Consider the following 17893-nt stretch of genomic DNA (forward strand, 5'->3'; position numbering starts at 1 on the left):
GCTCTACCGGACCGTCGCGTCCCAGCGCCAGCGGGTGCGGCGCGCGAGGCCGGGCAGCTCGCTGCGGCCCGTCGCCCACACGAGGACCTCGGTCGCGGGGAGGCCGCGCGTCGCGTCCGGCAGGTCGGGGAAGAGCCGCGTCAGCACCCGTGCGCTGAGCCCCTCGGGCAGGGAGGGGGCGACGCCCGTGAGCCCTTCGAGGATGTCGCGCCCGTGCACGAGGATCTCGACGATCCCCATGGCCGCGAACCCCTGCGGGTCCGAGAGTCCGTACGGGTGGTAAGCGCGGGCCGAGTCCGGACGCGCGACCACCTGGGCCGCGAGCAGCTCACCGCTCGCGCGGAGCACCTCGGCCATCCCGGCTGGGCCGGCCTCGCGCTTGACGTGCGCGATCTCGTCCTCACCCTTGGGGCCGGCGAGCGGCAGGTAGTCGAGCAGGGGGAGTCCCGCGACCTGGAGCGCGTAGGCCAGGAGGTCGTCGACGACGTGCTCGGCCGTCGCCCAGCACGACCACCGCACGGGCCCTGCCTGCGCGTCGAACGCGGCGTCCGGATGGTGTGCCACGCCGTCGGCGAGCCAGCGCGCCGCGGCACGGACGTCGTCGGGCGTGACGGGAGCCGGTACGAGACGGACCGGCGAGAGGTCGGCGTCCTCGGGCTGCGCGCTCACTCGTCGACCATGCCCGCGTCGGCACCGAGGACACGGTCCGCGCGCCAGCACTCGGCCCGGTAGGGGAGGTCGATCTCGGTGAGCCCCGCGAGCGCGGGGTGCGTCGCCGCGAGGTGGTCGACGGCGTCGAGCAGCTCGTCGCGCTCGGCAGGAGGCAGCGTGAGCAGGTGGCTCCGGGTCGCGGCGAGCGTGCGCAGGCCCGCGGCGGGGAGGCGGTCCACCCAGGGGAAGGTCGCGTGCATGAGCGGCGTGAAGGCCTCGTCGACCCCGTCGAGCGACGGCGTGCGGTGGACGGGCTCGAGCGAGTCGCCGCGGTGGATGATCTCGGTGAACTGCTCGACCCAGTCGACCGTGTGGTCGCGGACGTTCCAGACGACGCCGAGCCGCCCACCGGGGCGCAGCACGCGTGCGATCTCCGGGACGGCGGTCGCGACGTCGAACCAGTGCCAGGCCTGGGCCACGAGGACCGCGTCGACGCTCCCGTCCTCGAGCGGGATGCGTTCGGCCGTGCCAGGCAGCACGTGGGCGCCGGGCACGGCGTCCTGGAGCTGGGCGCGCATGCCGTCGGAGGGCTCGACCGCGGTCACGTGGAGGCCGCGGGCGACCAGCTTCTCGGTGAGCTTGCCGGTCCCGGCCGCGAGGTCGAGCACGTGGCGGGCCCCGGCGGGCAGCATCCAGTCGATCGCGGCGTCGGGGTAGGAGGGGCGGACGGCCCGGTAGTCGCCGGCGCCCGCGCCGAACGAGGACGCGCGTTCCGCGTGGGACGCGCGCGGGATGCTGGGGGACGACGGCTCGGGAGGCGCTGCGGTGCTCATGTCTTCGACGGTGCCACGTCGGGAGGGCGTGGTCCACCGTTTCCGAGCGGTTGCGTGCGACGTGTCGGACGCGGCGGTGCCCGACGGCGGCACGTCCGTTCCGGACGGAGGCTCACCGCGGGTGCGGGAGGGATCGGGCAGGGGCTGACAGGGCAACCGAGGGCGATTTGGCCGGACCGGGACTCTCCGGTAATGTTTTCTCTCGGTGAGGCGCTCACCCGAAGCCCGGGAACGGGAAGAGGACGCGGCGCTGATACCTCCTTGGGGTATGGTGTAATTGGCAACACAACGGTTTCTGGTACCGTCATTCTAGGTTCGAGTCCTGGTACCCCAGCGCAGAGCAAGTAGCGCATCGCGTCGGTCAAACCGACACGAATCGTGCAGTACAGTTCTCAACGGCACGGCGCCCCTCGGGGTGACGAGCTTAGGCCCCCATCGTCTAGCGGCCTAGGACGCCGCCCTCTCACGGCGGTAACACGGGTTCAAATCCCGTTGGGGGTACGTAGTACGAGGCCTGGCCATCGTCAGATGACCGGGCCTCGATGACGCTCGATCACTCTTCGGAGTGTGAGAGCGGTCCAGGCCCCCATCGTCTAGCGGCCTAGGACGCCGCCCTCTCACGGCGGTAACACGGGTTCAAATCCCGTTGGGGGTACCAGCGCAAAGCCCGATCATCGAGAAGATGGTCGGGCTTTCGTCGTTCGTGGGCCAGGGCAGTCTGCCGATGGGCGACATCTCGGTGGTGCTAGGTTCCTGTGATGTTCGTCGAGACGGCCTGCAGGGTCTGCGGATGGTCCGATCCGGCGCTCCCGGAAGACCTGTGGCGCGGGGGGACTCCTCTCCACGTGATCTGCGACTGCTGCGGTTCCGAGAGCGGGGTCGAGGACATCTCCTGGCGCACCGCGCTGCGGGCCCGGAAGGCGTGGCTCGATGCGGGGGCGCAGTGGTTCGCGCCCGAGGAACGGCCGGCCGACTGGGACCTGACCGCTCAGCTCGTGCGTCTCAGGAGCCGATGACCGCCGGTTCTGCGGTGAGGTCCGTCACGCCCTCCGCAGGCTCGTCGCCGAGCAGCCAGTCCAGGGCGTCACGGGCCGTCCATGCGCCCGCGTGCCGCTCGGCGAGCCGGGAGGCACCGGCGACGTCGACCCCGAGCGTGACGAGCGGTGGCTCGACGTACCCGTCGGCGCGGGTCTGCCCCAGCCCGACGTTCGCTGCCAGCGAGTTGCACAGGCAGGACCGGCCGACGGTGTCCGCTGCATCGCCGCCCTTGCGCTCGTACATGTGGACCGGCTCGGCGGGGCACCGGTACGCGACCTTGCCGTCGTCCTTCTGCACGGGGGTGCGCAGGTAGCCCAGGTCGCACAGCCGGGGACGGGCGGCGGTGAGGCCGGCGTCGGCGAGCGTGCCGGGGAGCTGCGCGACCTTGAACGGGAACCCCGTGGGTGACGTGAGGGCCTCGGTCCGGACGTCGAGCGTCCCGTCGCGCAACCGGGCCAGGACGTCGTCGCGCAGCACGGGGTCGAGTCCCGACTCGGTCGCGAGCGCGAAGAGGCTCCCGACCTGGACGCCGGCCGCTCCCGCCTCACGGGCGGCGACGAGCGCCTCGGGCGACCCCTGCGCGCCCGCGATCCAGAAGGGAAGCCCCAGGGCCGCGACCTTCGAGAGATCGGCCTGGTCGCGGGGACCGAACACGGGCTGGCCGACCTCGTCGAGGGTCAGGCGTCCGCGGGGAGGCGCGTTGTGACCGCCTGCTGGAGGCCCCTCGACGACGAACCCGTCCGGGCGGGTGCGGTCCTCGCGCACCAGGTGCTCGGCCAGGGCATGAGCCGAGACGATCGCGAGGAACGTCGGCCGGGACACGGCCGGCAGCGACTCTCCGAGGAGCGCCTCGGGATCGAAGTCGACCGTGTGGTTGCTCCCTCCGACGACCGTCACCGGGAACTCGACGTGCTCGTGCTCGGCGAGCTGGTCGAGCAGGTGCGGGACGTCCCGGGGGATCCCGGCCCCCGTGACGACGTAGTCGGCGCCCGCGAGCATCGACCCGTAGGCCGCGGCGGGGGCCGCCATCTGGATCTTCTCGAGGAAGTTGATCCCGACGCGCCCGTCGTGCCCCTCCTTGGCGAGCCACACCTCGACGAAGCTGCCCAGGACCATGAGCTCCTGCGCGAGCCGGGTCTGACGGAGCGCGAGGCGTGGCACCGGGGCGTAGGGCTGGCCCGCGCTGCGCCCCTCGGGGCGGAAGTAGCGTGAGAGGACCCGCTGCGCGAACCGGGGGACCGGGAAGGCAGCGAGGGCTCGGCGGACCGCGCCGTCGCGGTCGCCGTTCTGCAGCCTGCGCGCCAGCACCAGGTCGAGGGCCGTGCCGGACACGAGGCCGAGCTGCCCCGCGTGGGCGACCGCGGACGCGAGTCGCCAGGACGAGACCGCCATGCCCATCCCGCCCTGGATGACCCGCGGGAGCGGCGGGCACGACGACGGGACGGTCAAGGAAAGCGTGGTCACAGGTGGACCCTTCTCATGCCTGGTGCGAGCGCTGCCGCCACCGCCGAGCGGGTGGTTACTGCACCGTAGGTTGTGGGGCGGCGCGCAGCCAGGGTCCAAGGACCCGAAGGTTCGGGGACATCGACGAGACGCACCGCCGCAGTGGCGACGGTGCGGCGTCTCCCGAGGTCAGACCGGCGGCGGAGGGACCGGGGGCTCGGTGCGCCGCACGGGCGAATCGGTGCGGTGGTCGATCCGCACGAACGCCGCACGGTCCTCGTCCGAGACCTCCCAGGCCGGACCGTCCGCCTCGCCGTCGGTGCCGTCTGGGAGGTCCGCTGGAGGGGGCGGGGGGACGGGTGGTGCCATGACCGGCCGGTCGGTCCCGGCGAGGCGTGGCGCGCTCCCGCGGGGCGCCACGAAGAGGTGCCCCTGGCCGTCCTTCTGCATCGACCGCACGGCGACGGGCTGCGTCGCGGCCGCCGCCGGGTCCCGTTCCGGCCCGACGCTCGTCGGCGCCCACGCGAGGTGCGCCGAGGCGGGCGGAGGAGGTGGCGGTGGTGGGGGAGCCGGGGTCGCGGGTCCCGACGTCGGGGGACCGGGCTGCTGCTGGCCGGCAGGTCCGCCGGCGCTGCCCGAGCCGTTCTGACCGTTCGCGGCGCCCGGTCCGCCTCGACCGCCCGGGATGAAGATCGTGTCGCACAGCTTGCGGTACGTCGCGTCGGGCTTGGCGACCCAGTTGATGCGGCTCATCGCCTGGTCCTGCCCCGCGGACTCGAGGATGAACTGCCCGTACCCGAGCACGCGACCCACGATCGAGCGGCTGTAGCTCATGTCGGTGACCTTGCCGAGGGGCATCATCGCGACCTTGTGCGTCACGAGCCCGAACATCAGCAGCATGCGCTTGTCGGTCGCGACGAACCACTCGTTGCGCCAGTCCAGGACCTTCCACAGCAGCCGCACCGCGACCGCGAGCCAGACCCACCAGAGCATGAGGGCCCCGTCGCCCACGGTCGGTCCGGAGGCGCTCACGAGCCACGCGACGACGAGGAACGCGGCGAAGGTCGTGGCGACCGGCTCGGCGAGCTTGCCCCAGTGGGCCCGTGTGGCGAGCACGACGCGTTCGCCGGGAAGGATGTAGCGGCGCAGGTGACGCGCGCTCAGACGCGGAGGGCGCCCGGGCGCCTCCACCTCCAGCTGCTCGCGCGCCATGGCGTCGACTACTCGATGAGGGACTGGACGAACTGTCCGAAGCTCGCGAACGCGCCCATGATGACGTCCCAGATCGCCTGGACGATGTCGGCGGCGCGGTCGGGGCTCTTGATGACCGCGTAGAGCAGGAAGACGATGACGACCCACATCAGGATGGTCTTGGCCTTGCCGGGCATCGTGTGGTCCTCACGTGGTCGTCGATCGGGGCGGTGGTGCTCTGCTCGACATGGTGACCAGAGCAGACCGGGCGCCGTCGGAGGCGCGCCGACGACGAGTCTAGCGTTTCGCCCGAATCGGTCGTGGGTCCCGTGTCAGGACAAGGTCGCACAGAGGGCGCGGAGCGCCGGACATGGCGGCACAGAGGGCGCGGAGCGCCGGACGGGCGCGGTCAGCCAGGCTCAGCGGCCGGTGCGAGCGTGGCGGCCAGAACCAGCCATCCCTCGTCTGTGCGCACCCAGAGCCGCGTGTAGACCAACCGCGCGGAGACCGCGGTGCCGCCCTGGACCGCCTCCACGGCGGCGACCAGCCTGGTCACTCCGCTCGCGACGTCCTCCTGGACGTCCAGCGACTCTTCCTCCAGGCGGGTGATCTGCAGCGACCCCGAGCGGTAGCTCTCCAGGTCGTCCTCCTTGGAGAAGACGGACCCGTCCGGGCCGGCGCCGACGCACCGAGGGTGCAGCAGCGCCTCCAGCGCGTCGACGTCGCCGGCGCGCTGGGCGGCTTGGAGCGCGTGCTCGGCAGCGAGAAGGCTCATCGCCCGAGTCTACGCACCGGAACCTGCCCCGGGGGCGGGCGCTGATGGGTGCGGCGAGGACCGGCAGGAACGCCAGTCAGGAACGCCGAGGGGCGGGCGCCTCGCGGCGCCCGCCCCTCGGTCAGGGTCGGTGGACGGTCACTCGCCAGCGCGGCGGAGGACCTCGGTCAGGCGGTTGGCCGCGGCGACGACGGAGCCCGAGTGCAGACGGCCCGGCTGGCGCGTCAGGCGCTCGACCGGTCCCGAGATCGAGACCGCGGCGACGATCCGCCCCGACGGTCCGCGCACGGGCGCCGACACCGAGGCGACCCCGAGCTCGCGCTCCGAGACGGACTGTGCCCAGCCGCGCCGTCGGACCCCCGAGAGGATCGTGGCCGTGAAGACGGCCTCGCGCAGGCCGCGGTGCAGGCGGTCCGGCTCCTCCCAGGCGAGCAGCACCTGGGCGGCCGAGCCCGCGCCCATCGTGAGGGTCGCCCCCACGGGGATAGAGTCACGGAGTCCGACCGGGCGTTCTGCCGCGGCGACGCAGATGCGATGGTCGCCCTGGCGGCGGTAGAGCTGGGCGCTCTCGCCCGTGTGGTCGCGCAGCGCAGTGAGAACCGGGTTGGCGGCGGCGAGCAGGCGGTCCTCGCCTGCTGCGGTCGCGAGCTCGTTCAGGCGCGGTCCGAGGACGAAACGGCCCTGCATGTCGCGAGCCACCATGCGGTGGTGCTCGAGCGCGACAGCGAGGCGATGAGCCGTCGGACGGGCGAGTCCGGTGGCGGTGACGAGCTGGGCCAAAGTGGCTGGTCCGGACTCCAGAGCGCCCAGAACGGACGCCGCCTTGTCCAGCACGCCGACTCCGCTAGAATTGTCCATAGGTCGATATTGACGTCTCGCACAGTGAGATGCAAGTTAGCGTGTGTCGGTGTCGCCGAAGGACCGGGAAGATCACCCGGACCACGACCGAGTTGTACCCCCCGATCGTCGCCCACGGCCCCCGCGTGAGCGACCACCGCAGGACACAGGTAGGAGAAACCAACATGGCCGGCACGCTGGCGGAGAAGGTCTGGGACGCGCACCTGGTGCGACGTGGCACCGACGGGTCGCCCGACCTCCTCTACATCGATCTGCACCTCATCCACGAGGTCACCAGTCCGCAGGCCTTCGAGGGCCTGCGTCTCGCCGGCCGGCAGGTGCGCCGCACCGACCTGACGATCGCGACCGAGGACCACAACACCCCCACGCTCGACATCGACCTGCCGATCGCGGACCTCACGAGCCGCACCCAGATCGACACGCTGCGCAACAACGCCAAGGAGTTCGGCGTGCGCATCCACTCGCTCGGTGACGCGGACCAGGGCATCGTGCACCAGGTCGGTCCTCAGCTCGGGCTCACCATGCCCGGCCTGACGGTCGTGTGCGGCGACTCGCACACCTCGACCCACGGTGCGTTCGGGGCCCTCGCGTTCGGCATCGGGACCTCGGAGGTCGAGCACGTGCTCGCGACCCAGACCCTGCCGCTCGCGCCCTTCAAGACCATGGCGATCACGGTCAACGGCGAGCTGCCCCCGGGCGCGACGAGCAAGGACATCATCCTCGCGATCATCGCGAAGATCGGCACGGGTGGCGGCCAGGGCTACGTCCTGGAGTACCGCGGCGAGGCCATCCGCAAGCTGACCATGGAAGCTCGCATGACGGTCTGCAACATGTCGATCGAGGCGGGCGCGCGTGCCGGCATGATCGCACCGGACGAGACCACGTTCGAGTACCTCAAGGGCCGTCCGCACGCGCCCGAGGGCGCCGACTGGGACGCCGCGGTCGAGTACTGGAAGACGCTCAAGACCGACGACGACGCCACGTTCGACGAGGAGGTCGTGCTCGAGGCGGCCGACCTCGAGCCGTTCATCACCTGGGGCACCAACCCCGGTCAGGGCCTGCCCCTGTCCGCGAACGTCCCCGTCCCGGCGGAGATCGCCGACGAGAACGAGCGCGTCGCCGCCGAGCGTGCGATCGAGTACATGGGCCTGACCCCGGGTGCTCCGCTGCGCGACATCGCGATCGACACGGTCTTCATCGGCTCGTGCACCAACGGCCGCATCGAGGACCTGCGCTCGGTCGCCAAGGTCGTCCAGGGCAAGAAGAAGGCCGACTCGCTGCGCGTGCTCGTCGTGCCCGCGTCGGCCCGTGTCCGCCTCCAGGCGGAGGCCGAGGGGCTCGACCAGATCTTCCTCGACTTCGGTGCCGAGTGGCGCAACGCCGGCTGTTCCATGTGCCTGGGCATGAACCCCGACCAGCTTGCCCCCGGCGAGCGCTCGGCCTCCACGTCCAACCGCAACTTCGAGGGTCGCCAGGGCAAGGGCGGACGCACCCACCTGGTCTCGCCGCTCGTCGCGGCCGCGACGGCCATCCGCGGGACCCTGTCCTCGCTGGCCGACCTGGACCTGCCGGCCGACGTCGACATCACGTCGTTCGACGGCACGCCGCTCGCGCCGCTCGACCCGCGCGTCCCGCTGCAGGTCTGACACCGGGATCCGGCGCCCCACGCGGGGCGCCGCCCGGCAGGCCCCCTGACGACCGACTCATCGAGGAAGCAGAAGCATCATGGAGAAGTTCACCACCCACACCGGTGTCGGTGTCCCGCTGCGCCGCAGCAACGTCGACACGGACCAGATCATCCCCGCCGTCTACCTCAAGCGCGTGACGCGCACGGGCTTCGAGGACGCGCTGTTCGCGGCGTGGCGCGGGGACCCCGCATTCATCCTGAACCAGCCCGCGTACTCGTCGGGCTCCGTGCTGGTCGCTGGCCCGGACTTCGGCACCGGCTCGTCGCGCGAGCACGCCGTGTGGGCCCTCAAGGACTATGGCTTCAAGGTCGTCCTGGCCTCGCGCTTCGCGGACATCTTCCGCGGCAACTCGGGCAAGCAGGGCCTCGTCGCGGGCATCGTCGCGCAGGAGGACATCGAGCTGCTGTGGAAGGTCCTCGAGACCAAGCCCGGCACCGAGGTCACGGTCGACCTGGTCGAGCGCACCGCGACGGCAGACGACGTCGTGGTCCGTTTCCAGATCGACGACTACACGCGCTGGCGCCTCATGGAGGGGCTCGACGACATCGGTCTGACCCTCCAGCACGAGGCCGACATCACGGCGTTCGAGCAGACGCGCGCGTCGTGGCGCCCCAAGACGCTGCCGGCGAAGCACCTGCCGACGGTCGACATCGAGGCGGCTCGCCCGTCCGCGTGACCTGACGGTCGCGAACGGTTCGCACGGCCCGACGGCGCCGCTCCCCTGGGTGGGGAGCGGCGCCGTCGGCGTGTGCGGGGCGAGGGCGACGGGCCGCACCGCGAGGGTGACCGGGGCCGTCGCCGACGGTGACGAACGCGCCCGCCGAGGGTGACACCTACGGGCGCGGCGGTCCCTGGCGGATCCTCGCGAGCTGCGACTCGGCGGTGACCTTGGACGGGTCCCAGCCGGCCTCGATCCACCACGTCGCGCCCGCGGCCTCGAGCGCCCGCGCGTCCTGCGCTGCGGCGTCGAGGTCGGTCACGAAGTCCCGCTGGACCACGAGCTCGAACGGACCGGCCGACGGGTCGCGGTGCTCGGCGACCCAGGTCGCGACCTCGCGCGTCTCGTCGGGTGTGAGTGAGTCCATGCCGCGGTCGCCCCGGAGCTGGACCGTCACGCCGTCCCAGCGGACTGCGCGGCTCATCGACTTCTCGCTCGGGAACACCCCCACGGGCCACACGGGGATGCGCCCGTTGACGGGCTGCGGTGAGATCGTCATCTCGCCCGTCGAGATGTGCTTCCCGTCGAACGAGAACGCCTCGCCCGACCAGGAACGCTCGAGGAAGGCCAGGACGTCGTCGAGCAGCTCGGCGCGTTCGCGCAGCGACGTGAGCTGGCCGGGGACGGCGCTGAAGCCCGCGTCGTCGAGCACCCCGACCCCGGCGGGCAGCACGAGCCGCCCGCCCGAGAGGTGGTCGACCGTCAGGGCCTGGCGCGCGAGCTCCCACGGGCGCCGACGCGGCAGCGCGAACACGAGCGCCCCCAGCGTCACGCGCTCGGTCTGGACGGCTGCCGCGGCGAGGATGCCCCACGGGTCGTAGCCCTCCATGCCGGGCAGGCTGATGCCGTCCCACGTGAAGTAGCCGTCCCAGCCGTGCTCCTCGGCCTCGCGGGCCATGGAGACCAGCTCTGATGCGGAACCGAAGCTCCCGACGAACCCGAACTTCAAGCCCATGACGTCCTCCTGCGACTCGTTGGCGGTCCTCCCACGGTAGGACCGGCCACCCACACGCGTCGCGGGCGGGACGACGAAGGCCCGCTCGTCCGCGAAGTCGCGGGCGAGCAGGCCTTCGGACGTGGTCAGAGGATCAGTGGTGCGCCTTCTTGCGGGGGATGAAGTGCACGACCGTGACGACGACCGCACCCACGATGGTGCCGACGATCGCCGAGCCCAGGGTGTCGACGAGCCACGTGAGCACGCCGCCGACGACCGGGACGCCGTGCACGCCCGACTCGAGGAAGTGCAGCAGGTCGTACGGGCCGTGCCAGCCGAGGTCGTACGTGCCCTGCAGCAGGATGTGCCCACCGACCCACAGCATCGCCACCACGCCGACGGTCGAGATGACCGCCATGACGCGCGGCATCGCGGTCACGAGGCCGCGGCCGAACGACTGGACCCACCCCGTGCGCTGCCGGGCGAGGTGCAGGCCGATGTCGTCCATCTTCACGATCAGGCCGACGATCCCGTAGACGAGGACCGTGATGAGCAGCGCGACGACCACGAGGATGATCGCGCGCGACCAGAACGCCTCGTCGGCGACCTCGTTGAGCGCGATGACCATGATCTCCGCGCTGAGGATGAAGTCGGTGCGCACCGCGCTCGACACGACCCGGTCCTCGTCGACGGCCTTCTTCGCGGCCGCGTCGTCGATCGCCTTCGTGTGCTTGCCCGAGATCATCTCCCAGAGCTTCTCGGCCCCCTCGTACGCGAGGTACGTCCCGCCGACCATGAGCAACGGGGTCAGGAGCCACGGCAGGAACTGGCTGAGCAGCAGCGCCGCCGGGAGGATGAACAGGAGCTTGTTGCGCAGCGAGCCCAGGGCGATGCGCTTGACGACCGGGATCTCGCGCTTCGCGGCCAGACCCTCGACGTAGCGGGGCGTGACTGCGGTGTCGTCGATCACGACGCCGGTCGCCTTGACGCTCGCGCGCCCCGCGGCGGCACCGATGTCGTCGATGGACGCTGCTGCCAGCTTGGCGAATGCTGCGATGTCGTCCAGCAGTGCTACGAGTCCGACGGACATGAGGTCTCCACGAGGCCCGTGTCGCCGCCCACGAGCCCTTGAGGTCGGGATCCGACGCGGCTGTAGCGCATCGTAACGACTCGGGCGGTGCGCCGTCGCGGTGCGTCCGCGCGAGAGCACACCCCGGGCCGGCCTACGCGGACCCGGCCCCGTGCCCTGGTGACGTGTGACGCGATCGGTCGCACCGCCGTCGGGCAGACGATCTAGGCTGGTCCACATGGCTAACCACTACGACGTCGTCGTCCTCGGCGCGGGCCCCGGCGGCTACGTCGCCGCCATCCGCGCGGCCCAGCTCGGCCAGTCCGTCGCGATCATCGAGGAGAAGTACTGGGGCGGTGTGTGCCTCAACGTCGGGTGCATCCCCTCCAAGGCGCTCCTGCGCAACGCGGAGCTCGCCCACCTGTTCACGCACCAGGCCGACTTCTTCGGCATGACGGGTGACGTGTCGTTCGACTTCGGCAAGGCGTTCGACCGCAGCCGCGACGTCGCCGACGGCCGCGTCAAGGGCGTGCACTTCCTCATGAAGAAGAACAAGATCACCGAGTACGACGGCCGCGGCACGTTCCGCGACGCGAACACGATCGACGTCGCGCTGTCGTCCGGCCAGACCGAGACCGTGACGTTCGCGAACGTGATCATCGCCACGGGCTCGAAGGTCCGCCTGCTGCCGGGCGTCGAGCTGAGCGAGAACGTCGTCACGTACGAGAAGCAGATCCTGACGCGCGAGCTGCCGCGCTCGATCGCGATCGTCGGGGCCGGCGCGATCGGCATGGAGTTCGCGTACGTGCTGAAGAACTACGGCGTCGACGTGACGATCATCGAGTTCCTCGACCGCGCGCTGCCCAACGAGGACATCGAGGTCTCCAAGGAGATCGCCAAGCAGTACAAGAAGCTCGGCGTGAACATCCTGACGTCGACCGCGGTGCAGACGGTCGTTGATGGCGGGTCGTCCGTGACCGTCTCCTACAAGGGCGTCAAGGACGACAAGCCCGGCTCGATCGAGGTCGACAAGGTCCTCATGGCCGTGGGCTTCGCGCCCAACGTCGAGGGCTTCGGCCTCGAGAACACGGGCGTCGCGTTGACCGACCGCGGTGCGATCGCGATCGACGACGTCATGCGCACCAACGTGCCCCACATCTACGCGATCGGTGACGTCACCGCGAAGCTCATGCTCGCGCACGTCGCCGAGGCGCAGGGAGTCGTCGCGTCCGAGACCATCGGCGGCGCCGAGACCATGACGCTGGGCGACTACCGCATGATGCCGCGCGCGACGTTCTGCCAGCCGCAGATCGCGAGCTTCGGCCTCACCGAGCAGCAGGCCCGCGACGAGGGCTACGACGTCAAGGTCTCCAAGTTCCCCTTCACCGCCAACGGCAAGGCGCACGGCCTGGGCGAGCCCACGGGCTTCGTCAAGCTCGTCGCCGACGCCCGCTACGGCGAGCTCCTCGGCGGCCACCTGATCGGCCCCGACGCGTCCGAGCTGCTGCCCGAGCTCACGCTCGCCCAGAAGTGGGACCTCACGGCGTCCGAGCTGGGGCGCAACGTGCACACGCACCCGACGCTTTCGGAGGCCGTGCAGGAGGCTATTCATGGGCTCGCGGGGCACATGATCAACTTCTAGTTGATCTCTCGGCCGTCACCGGCCGTCGAACCTGGTCAGAGGCCCGGACCCGCGGAGTGCCGCGGGTCCGGGCCTCACACGTCGAGGTTGTCGTCGGGGACCGTCACCAGCCCGAACGGGACATGGAGGGTCGCACCGCTCTCGAGCTGGACGACGTACTGCGTGTCCAGCACCTTGGAGACGGTGCCCCTCTGGTCCCGCCATGGGTGGTCTCCGATGAGTTCCACCAGTCGCCCTGCCGACAGGATCGGGACGCCCCGCCAGAACCACGTGCGCACGTAGCGGTGGTCGAAGACGCGGGGCGCGCACGTGCCACAGGACGTTACGACGTGCTTCGGAGCCCGGTGGCGGTTGATGGTGTGCCCCGCGGGGCACGTGCCGACCCAGTCGCCCTCGACAGAGGGCATGGTCGAGTCGTAGCAGCGTTGAGGGCGCGCGCCGATCTCTGTGGCCTTTGCCCGCCAGGCATCACCATGGCCTTCGCCCTGCCCGGCAAGGGCATGTGCGATCTCGTGCAGGATCGTGTTGCGAGCCTCGTGCGAAGGGAAGAGCCGCATGAGGGGCGCAGAGAGGGAGATCGTCCGAGTGCGCCACTTGGTGGCACCAGCGCGCCGGACGGCTCGATCCCACGCGAAGGACCAGTCCACAAGTCCGTGCTCGTCCATCAGCGCGCGGGCGAGCCCGCTCAACTCGTGAAGGGATAGCGGATCACCCCGACTGGGCTCAGGCTCGGCTTCAGGCGGCGGGTCGACTGGGAGCGACGGAGAGCCCGTCCAGTTGTCCTCGTCGAAGAGGTCGGGCTGACCGCCGTCGAGGACCAGGGTGCCCTGGCCGACCATCACGGTATCGTTTCTGCGCTCCTCGTGAGAGGGGCCGGTTGCGGCGAGCGAGTCGAGGGCTGCGAGCTCGTCGAGGAGGTCGTAGTTGTGCAGACCTGGGGGCTCAGGCAGGGGATGCGCCATGGCAGGGGCCACTGCTCCTCACGATGGGTGGATTCTCCGGAGTGCGTAGAATAGCGAGAAAGTGTCGCAGGGAGCGTCGTGCACAAGCCGCGGAATCTCAACGATCCTGAACCCTCGCCAGGGCGATTAACTTCTGACCTAATTGGCCGGTCGGGCGTCGATCATCTGGTCGGAGGCCCGGATCCGCGGCACTACGCGGTTCCGGGCCTTTTCCTTTCGTCGGGAGGACTGGGCGCCTGGAGTGCCAAGTACTCGACGCCGGAGCCTCGCCGCCGCCACATCGAACGCTCACACCCAGATCATGGTGCCGACGGCCGACTGGACGTCTCGGAGATCAGGCTCGGCGGTCGAGGTGAGGTTCTCAGTCCGGGCTCACGATGTCGATGTCTACGAGGTAGCCGAAGAGGCGGTGATCGTCACGTTCGCCCTCCAGGCCGTTGGCACGTCGGATCGGATCGGCAGTGCCGGTCCCCTTTGAGGTGCCGCACATCCGAGGGTCTTCAGCCGCTTGCTCGAGTTGCGCGCGCACGACCGCGATCGCGGTCACTCTTCCCTGGATCGTCTCGTCGACATCGCCGTGGTGTTCCTCGCTGCCGAAGCACTGAGGCGCCGATGCCTCGTCGAAGATGTCCTCCAAGACCTCGTCGTGACCGCCGTGGGAGACTCCCCACTCGACGTCGTCCCCGACTGCGAAAGGTGTACCGCAGCACTGCAGCTGCCATTGGGGCTACCACACGCGGATCTGCACGGCCCCATCCTGAGTGTGTCCGAAAGACCTGTCCATCCGGTTTCACCGTCACCCAGGCACACCGTTGGAGCACCAGCGGTTATGCACCCGTCTGAGCAGAGCCACGTCGAGCGGGTCCTCGGCATCGTGCCGCTGAGACGCAGAGTCAAGTCGTCGAGATCGGCCCGGATCAACGGTCTAGACAGTCCTGGAGGGAGGCATCACGTGGTGCGCCGCCCGCACCATCCGAACCTCGCGCACACCGTCATCCACCTTGGTCACCCCGTCGGGCTCGAAGCCTCGCTTCGCGTAGAATGCTTGTGCCCGCGGGTTGGGGTCGGCGACCCAGAGCCCGGCGGAGCCGCCCACCGGGAGGACGGCCTCCATCAGCCCACGTCCCGCGCCGCTGCTGTGCAACGCATCCAGCAGGTACAGGACGTACAGCTGCGTGTCCCACTCGACGTCGGCTTCGGTGGCCGGTCCGGCGAGCGCGATGCCGACGACCGCGCCGTCGACCTCGGCGACTGCGGCTTGGAACGACCCGTACCGCTCCTCGGTGAGCACGGCCTGCCAGAACCGCCCGCGTGCCGGCAGCAGGCCCGGGTCGTCGAGCACCTCGTCACGCATCAGGCCTCGGTAGGTCTGCCGCCAGGACTCGACGTGGACGCCCGCCATGGCCTCCGCGTCGTCGGGGCGGGCCGGGCGGACATGGAGGAGTGAACGCATCGGCCCAGGCTAGTGGTGCAATGACGACTGAGGATTCACCGCGCCCCCACCTGTCACATGAGCTGTACGTGCCCCAGATACTCGAAGTGCGACTTCACGTGGTCAGAGACATCGACGTTGACGAGCTTGTCCGAGGCTGGGGTGAAGCCCGTGAGTCCGGCGGCGACCTGTCCCCCCTGTGCGACCCTGTAGACCACGTTCAGGACGTTGTCACGAGTCGAGTGGTACCCGTACACGGCCTCGTCGACCGCGCCCGTCAGGTCGCGCCAGTCGCTCTTGGCGCCGATGGCTGCGCCGAGCAGGTGCACGGACCGGATGCGCGGACCACCGGGCTTCGTGCCCAGCGCCTCGGCCGCGACCGCCATCACTCGAGCGCCGAGGCTGTGCCCGATGAGCACATAGGACTCTGCCTCGGTCCGGGCGAGGAGATCGCCGACGATGACGCCGGTCTTGTCAGCGCGGCTCTTCGCGACGTGCCAGGGATTCTTGGCGAGGTCGGTCGCGAGGAGCGCCGGTGCGATGGTCCGGCCGAGGAACTTCGCCCCGGCCTTGTGGGCGACAGCCGCGGCCCCCTTGACCGCGGTAGTGCCCCCGGCCTTCCCGATCAGTCCTGCGCCCATCACCCCGAAGTCCTTGAGCTCCTTGGCGCCCCAGCGCACGCGGTACACGGGGGAGTCGGGGTACCGCCCGTCGACGATCGACTTCCACCCACCCCACTTCTCCTGGTCGCCCTCGGTGAGGAACCCGTTGGCCACGAGGACGGGCACCCCACCGCGACCAGGACGCAGGAGCTCGATCCGGAACGACTTGTCCTCGCGGACGTAGGCGTTCGACACGGACGCGCCGAGAGTGCCTCCGACTGCAGCACCGACGGCGGTGACGACGGCGGTGCCTCCTGCCATGCCGAGCCCACCGGCGGCGAGGCTACCGCCACCGAGGACGGCGAGGCCGTGCGACGTCGCGGCGGCACCCGAGAGCCCGCCGAACATTCCGAGCGAACCGATCGCCCCGCCGATCGCCGGTGCAGCGAGAAGGGCGAGCGGTGCACCGGCAGCAAGGCCGACGATTCCGACCGCAGCGATCTTGGACGCCTTGTTCAGGTCAGGCTTCTCGTACTTGAGGAAGTCCTCGTAGTCGTGCAGCTCGCCGAACGTTCCTAGGGCTTTCTCGAAACCGGGGATGTCGTGTCGGTGCTCGGCACAGTACTGCGGGACACGGAGGGCCCCGCGGTCTCGGACCGCCATGTTCTCGCAGCCGGGGGCCACGCACGGAAGGGTCGGTGACCCGCAGGCCTGGCAGACGTACACGGGGAGCTGACCGGCAGGCCGGTTGGACTTGAGGTGCTCGGACCGTGCGAAGCACGCCGAGCACCATCCGTTCTTCGGGTCGTAGGGAGACACGTCGTCCGCGACGTCGGCGATCCACTGCGCGACCTTCGCATAGCCGTCGGCGCGCTTCTGGGCGCTCTTCTTGTTCTCCTCGGCCTGCTTGAGCGCGGCCTTCTCGCTCTCGCGGTCGAACGCAGCGAGCGCATCGGAGTAGGACGTCGTCCGCGCCACGTACCACGCCTTGGCATAGGCCCACATGTTGCTCAGGAGGGCAGGATTGCCCTGGAGGACCCCTCCGCTCTCGATCGTGGGGTGGAGGTCGGCAATGTCGCCGGAGAGGGTGAGTGTTGCGCCCTGGTCCGAGATGATCGCGACCGTGAGGCGCGTACCGTCGGCAACGTGGGCGTGAATCGAACCAGGCATGGTGGGATCGTTCCACAGCACGCGGCGGCAGATCGGTGCCGATCGGGTGAAATTACGCCTGCCGATACGCAACGGTGCTGCACCCGTCCGGCCACCCCGACCTACCCGACGCCCACCTTCCGCGCGGCGGCGCGCTCCGTCGTCGGGCCCTGGGGGACCGCCCGCGTCCCCGACGCGACCTGTCAGCCCAGCGTCACCCGATCCCGAACTCCCGCCGCAGCATCTCCCCGACCATCGCGGGCACGTCGACCGCCCCGGGGTGCAGGGCGTCGTAGACCTGGAGCCCTTCCCAGGTGGAGATGACGAGCCCGGCGCGCTCCTCGGGTGAGGCCCCAGTGTCCGCGAGGACCCCCCGCGAACGCTGCGACCGGATCATCCCGCCGATGACCCCGACGAGGACCTGGTGCCGCTCTTGGAGCACGGGCCGCGCGGGATGCCCCTCGGTGCCGGCCTCGGCCGAGAGGGTCGAGAGGAGCTGGACCAGCCCGGGCGCTGATCGGTTGCGCTCGGCGACGTGGACGAACCCGTCGACGAGGTCCTCGGGGGCGAAGTTCGTGGGCATCTGGGGCGGCGCGTGCTGCGCGTCGTGCCACTCGATGACGGCCAGGAGCAGCGCGGTCTTGGTGCCGAAGTGGTGCAGGAGCGTCGAGTGGTCGACCCCGGCCTCGCGCGCGATGCCTCGCAGGGAGGCTCCGTAGAACCCCTTCTGGGCGAAGGCTTCTGCGGCGCGGGCGACGATCGACTGCTTGGTCGCTCGCCCGGTGGCGTACCCCTCGGGCCGCCCCGTGGTGGCTGCTTGCTGTGTGGTCACGACGATCCTCTCCGAGGTCAGAGGCTACCCCCTCCCGTAATTCCACCAAGTGGTGGAGGTTGGGCTATCCTGACGC

Annotated in this window: 18 protein-coding genes and 3 tRNA genes; 7 read left to right on the forward strand and 14 right to left on the reverse strand. The window is 70.5% G+C overall.

All coding sequences use genetic code 11. The features are described from left to right. Positions 1–3: 3 nt before the first annotated feature. Together ACIPWA_RS02875 and ACIPWA_RS02880 are read right to left on the reverse strand one after the other, a co-directional pair. Positions 4–669, reverse strand: a complete 666-nt coding sequence (locus ACIPWA_RS02875) for a hypothetical protein (protein WP_400287991.1) — start codon at positions 667–669, stop codon at positions 4–6. Then, a complete protein-coding gene (locus tag ACIPWA_RS02880) occupies positions 666–1484 on the reverse strand; it encodes a class I SAM-dependent methyltransferase (RefSeq protein WP_400287993.1) in 819 nt (272 codons plus the stop codon). The genes ACIPWA_RS02875 and ACIPWA_RS02880 overlap by 4 nt, the downstream gene beginning before the upstream one ends. Before the next feature lie 262 nt (positions 1485–1746). Between ACIPWA_RS02880 and ACIPWA_RS02885 the strand changes: the two genes are divergently transcribed. The 4 genes from ACIPWA_RS02885 (at position 1747) to ACIPWA_RS02900 (ending at position 2500) form a co-directional block, all read left to right on the forward strand. Further along, positions 1747–1818 (forward strand) — tRNA-Gln (locus tag ACIPWA_RS02885). Between the two features lie 94 nt (positions 1819–1912). Next, positions 1913–1985, forward strand: a tRNA-Glu gene (locus ACIPWA_RS02890). Positions 1986–2066: 81 nt separating this feature from the next. Then, positions 2067–2142, forward strand: a tRNA-Glu gene (locus ACIPWA_RS02895). 100 nt (positions 2143–2242) lie between these two features. Continuing rightward, complete coding sequence (locus tag ACIPWA_RS02900; RefSeq protein ID WP_400287995.1) at positions 2243–2500, forward strand: hypothetical protein; 258 nt, start codon at positions 2243–2245, stop codon at positions 2498–2500. Here ACIPWA_RS02900 and ACIPWA_RS02905 read toward each other — a convergent pair. From ACIPWA_RS02905 to ACIPWA_RS02925, 5 genes are all read right to left on the reverse strand, one after another. Next, complete coding sequence (locus ACIPWA_RS02905) at positions 2487–3986, reverse strand: beta/alpha barrel domain-containing protein (protein WP_400287997.1); 1500 nt, start codon at positions 3984–3986, stop codon at positions 2487–2489. The two genes, ACIPWA_RS02900 and ACIPWA_RS02905, sit on opposite strands and share 14 nt — an antisense overlap. Positions 3987–4154: 168 nt before the next feature. Continuing rightward, positions 4155–5177: a PH domain-containing protein gene (locus tag ACIPWA_RS02910; protein WP_157257440.1), complete on the reverse strand. Its 1023-nt coding sequence runs from the start codon at positions 5175–5177 to the stop codon at positions 4155–4157. Between the two features lie 8 nt (positions 5178–5185). Further along, a complete protein-coding gene (locus ACIPWA_RS02915) occupies positions 5186–5353 on the reverse strand; it encodes a hypothetical protein (RefSeq protein WP_169834240.1) in 168 nt (55 codons plus the stop codon). 212 nt (positions 5354–5565) lie between these two features. Further along, positions 5566–5931 carry a nuclear transport factor 2 family protein gene (locus tag ACIPWA_RS02920; RefSeq protein ID WP_400288000.1) on the reverse strand — a complete coding sequence of 122 codons (366 nt, stop codon included), beginning with the start codon at positions 5929–5931 and terminating at the stop codon, positions 5566–5568. Positions 5932–6069: 138 nt separating this feature from the next. Then, positions 6070–6789 (reverse strand): IclR family transcriptional regulator, encoded by a 720-nt coding sequence (locus tag ACIPWA_RS02925; RefSeq protein ID WP_030150819.1) that lies wholly within the window; start codon positions 6787–6789, stop codon positions 6070–6072. Between the two features lie 164 nt (positions 6790–6953). Here ACIPWA_RS02925 and leuC point away from each other — a divergent pair, with 164 nt between their 5' ends. Both leuC and leuD read left to right on the forward strand, forming a co-directional pair. After that, the gene (gene leuC, locus ACIPWA_RS02930) at positions 6954–8435 is read left to right on the forward strand and encodes a 3-isopropylmalate dehydratase large subunit (protein ID WP_056648171.1); all 1482 of its coding nucleotides are present in this window, start codon (positions 6954–6956) and stop codon (positions 8433–8435) included. 79 nt (positions 8436–8514) lie between these two features. Then, on the forward strand, positions 8515–9153 hold the full coding sequence (gene leuD, locus ACIPWA_RS02935) for a 3-isopropylmalate dehydratase small subunit (RefSeq protein WP_056648168.1): 639 nt from the start codon (positions 8515–8517) through the stop codon (positions 9151–9153). A 157-nt stretch (positions 9154–9310) separates the two neighbouring features. Here leuD and ACIPWA_RS02940 read toward each other — a convergent pair whose 3' ends face one another. Together ACIPWA_RS02940 and ACIPWA_RS02945 are read right to left on the reverse strand one after the other, a co-directional pair. Continuing rightward, positions 9311–10150 carry an LLM class flavin-dependent oxidoreductase gene (locus ACIPWA_RS02940; protein ID WP_400288002.1) on the reverse strand — a complete coding sequence of 280 codons (840 nt, stop codon included), beginning with the start codon at positions 10148–10150 and terminating at the stop codon, positions 9311–9313. Positions 10151–10283: 133 nt separating this feature from the next. Continuing rightward, the gene (locus ACIPWA_RS02945) at positions 10284–11219 is read right to left on the reverse strand and encodes a DUF808 domain-containing protein (protein ID WP_056648165.1); all 936 of its coding nucleotides are present in this window, start codon (positions 11217–11219) and stop codon (positions 10284–10286) included. A 217-nt stretch (positions 11220–11436) separates the two neighbouring features. Here ACIPWA_RS02945 and lpdA point away from each other — a divergent pair, with 217 nt between their 5' ends. Further along, positions 11437–12840: a dihydrolipoyl dehydrogenase gene (gene lpdA / locus ACIPWA_RS02950; RefSeq protein WP_068707924.1), complete on the forward strand. Its 1404-nt coding sequence runs from the start codon at positions 11437–11439 to the stop codon at positions 12838–12840. 74 nt (positions 12841–12914) lie between these two features. On the opposite strand, the gene ACIPWA_RS02955 is transcribed toward lpdA, so the two are convergent. The 5 genes from ACIPWA_RS02955 to ACIPWA_RS02975 all read right to left on the reverse strand — a co-directional run bounded on the left by ACIPWA_RS02955 (position 12915) and on the right by ACIPWA_RS02975 (position 17817). Then, positions 12915–13802 carry a SprT-like domain-containing protein gene (locus tag ACIPWA_RS02955; RefSeq protein ID WP_400288005.1) on the reverse strand — a complete coding sequence of 296 codons (888 nt, stop codon included), beginning with the start codon at positions 13800–13802 and terminating at the stop codon, positions 12915–12917. Positions 13803–14163: 361 nt separating this feature from the next. Then, positions 14164–14517 carry a DUF6578 domain-containing protein gene (locus ACIPWA_RS02960; RefSeq protein WP_400288468.1) on the reverse strand — a complete coding sequence of 118 codons (354 nt, stop codon included), beginning with the start codon at positions 14515–14517 and terminating at the stop codon, positions 14164–14166. 210 nt (positions 14518–14727) lie between these two features. Beyond that, positions 14728–15156: a GNAT family N-acetyltransferase gene (locus tag ACIPWA_RS02965; protein WP_400288006.1), complete on the reverse strand. Its 429-nt coding sequence runs from the start codon at positions 15154–15156 to the stop codon at positions 14728–14730. A gap of 152 nt (positions 15157–15308) precedes the next feature. Further along, complete coding sequence (locus ACIPWA_RS02970) at positions 15309–17006, reverse strand: DUF726 domain-containing protein (RefSeq protein ID WP_400288007.1); 1698 nt, start codon at positions 17004–17006, stop codon at positions 15309–15311. Positions 17007–17199: 193 nt separating this feature from the next. Further along, positions 17200–17817, reverse strand: a complete 618-nt coding sequence (locus ACIPWA_RS02975) for a TetR/AcrR family transcriptional regulator (protein ID WP_400288008.1) — start codon at positions 17815–17817, stop codon at positions 17200–17202. Positions 17818–17893: the final 76 nt, after the last annotated feature.

The organism is Oerskovia enterophila, assembly GCF_044748475.1.
Taxonomy (GTDB): Bacteria; Actinomycetota; Actinomycetes; order Actinomycetales; family Cellulomonadaceae; genus Oerskovia; species Oerskovia enterophila.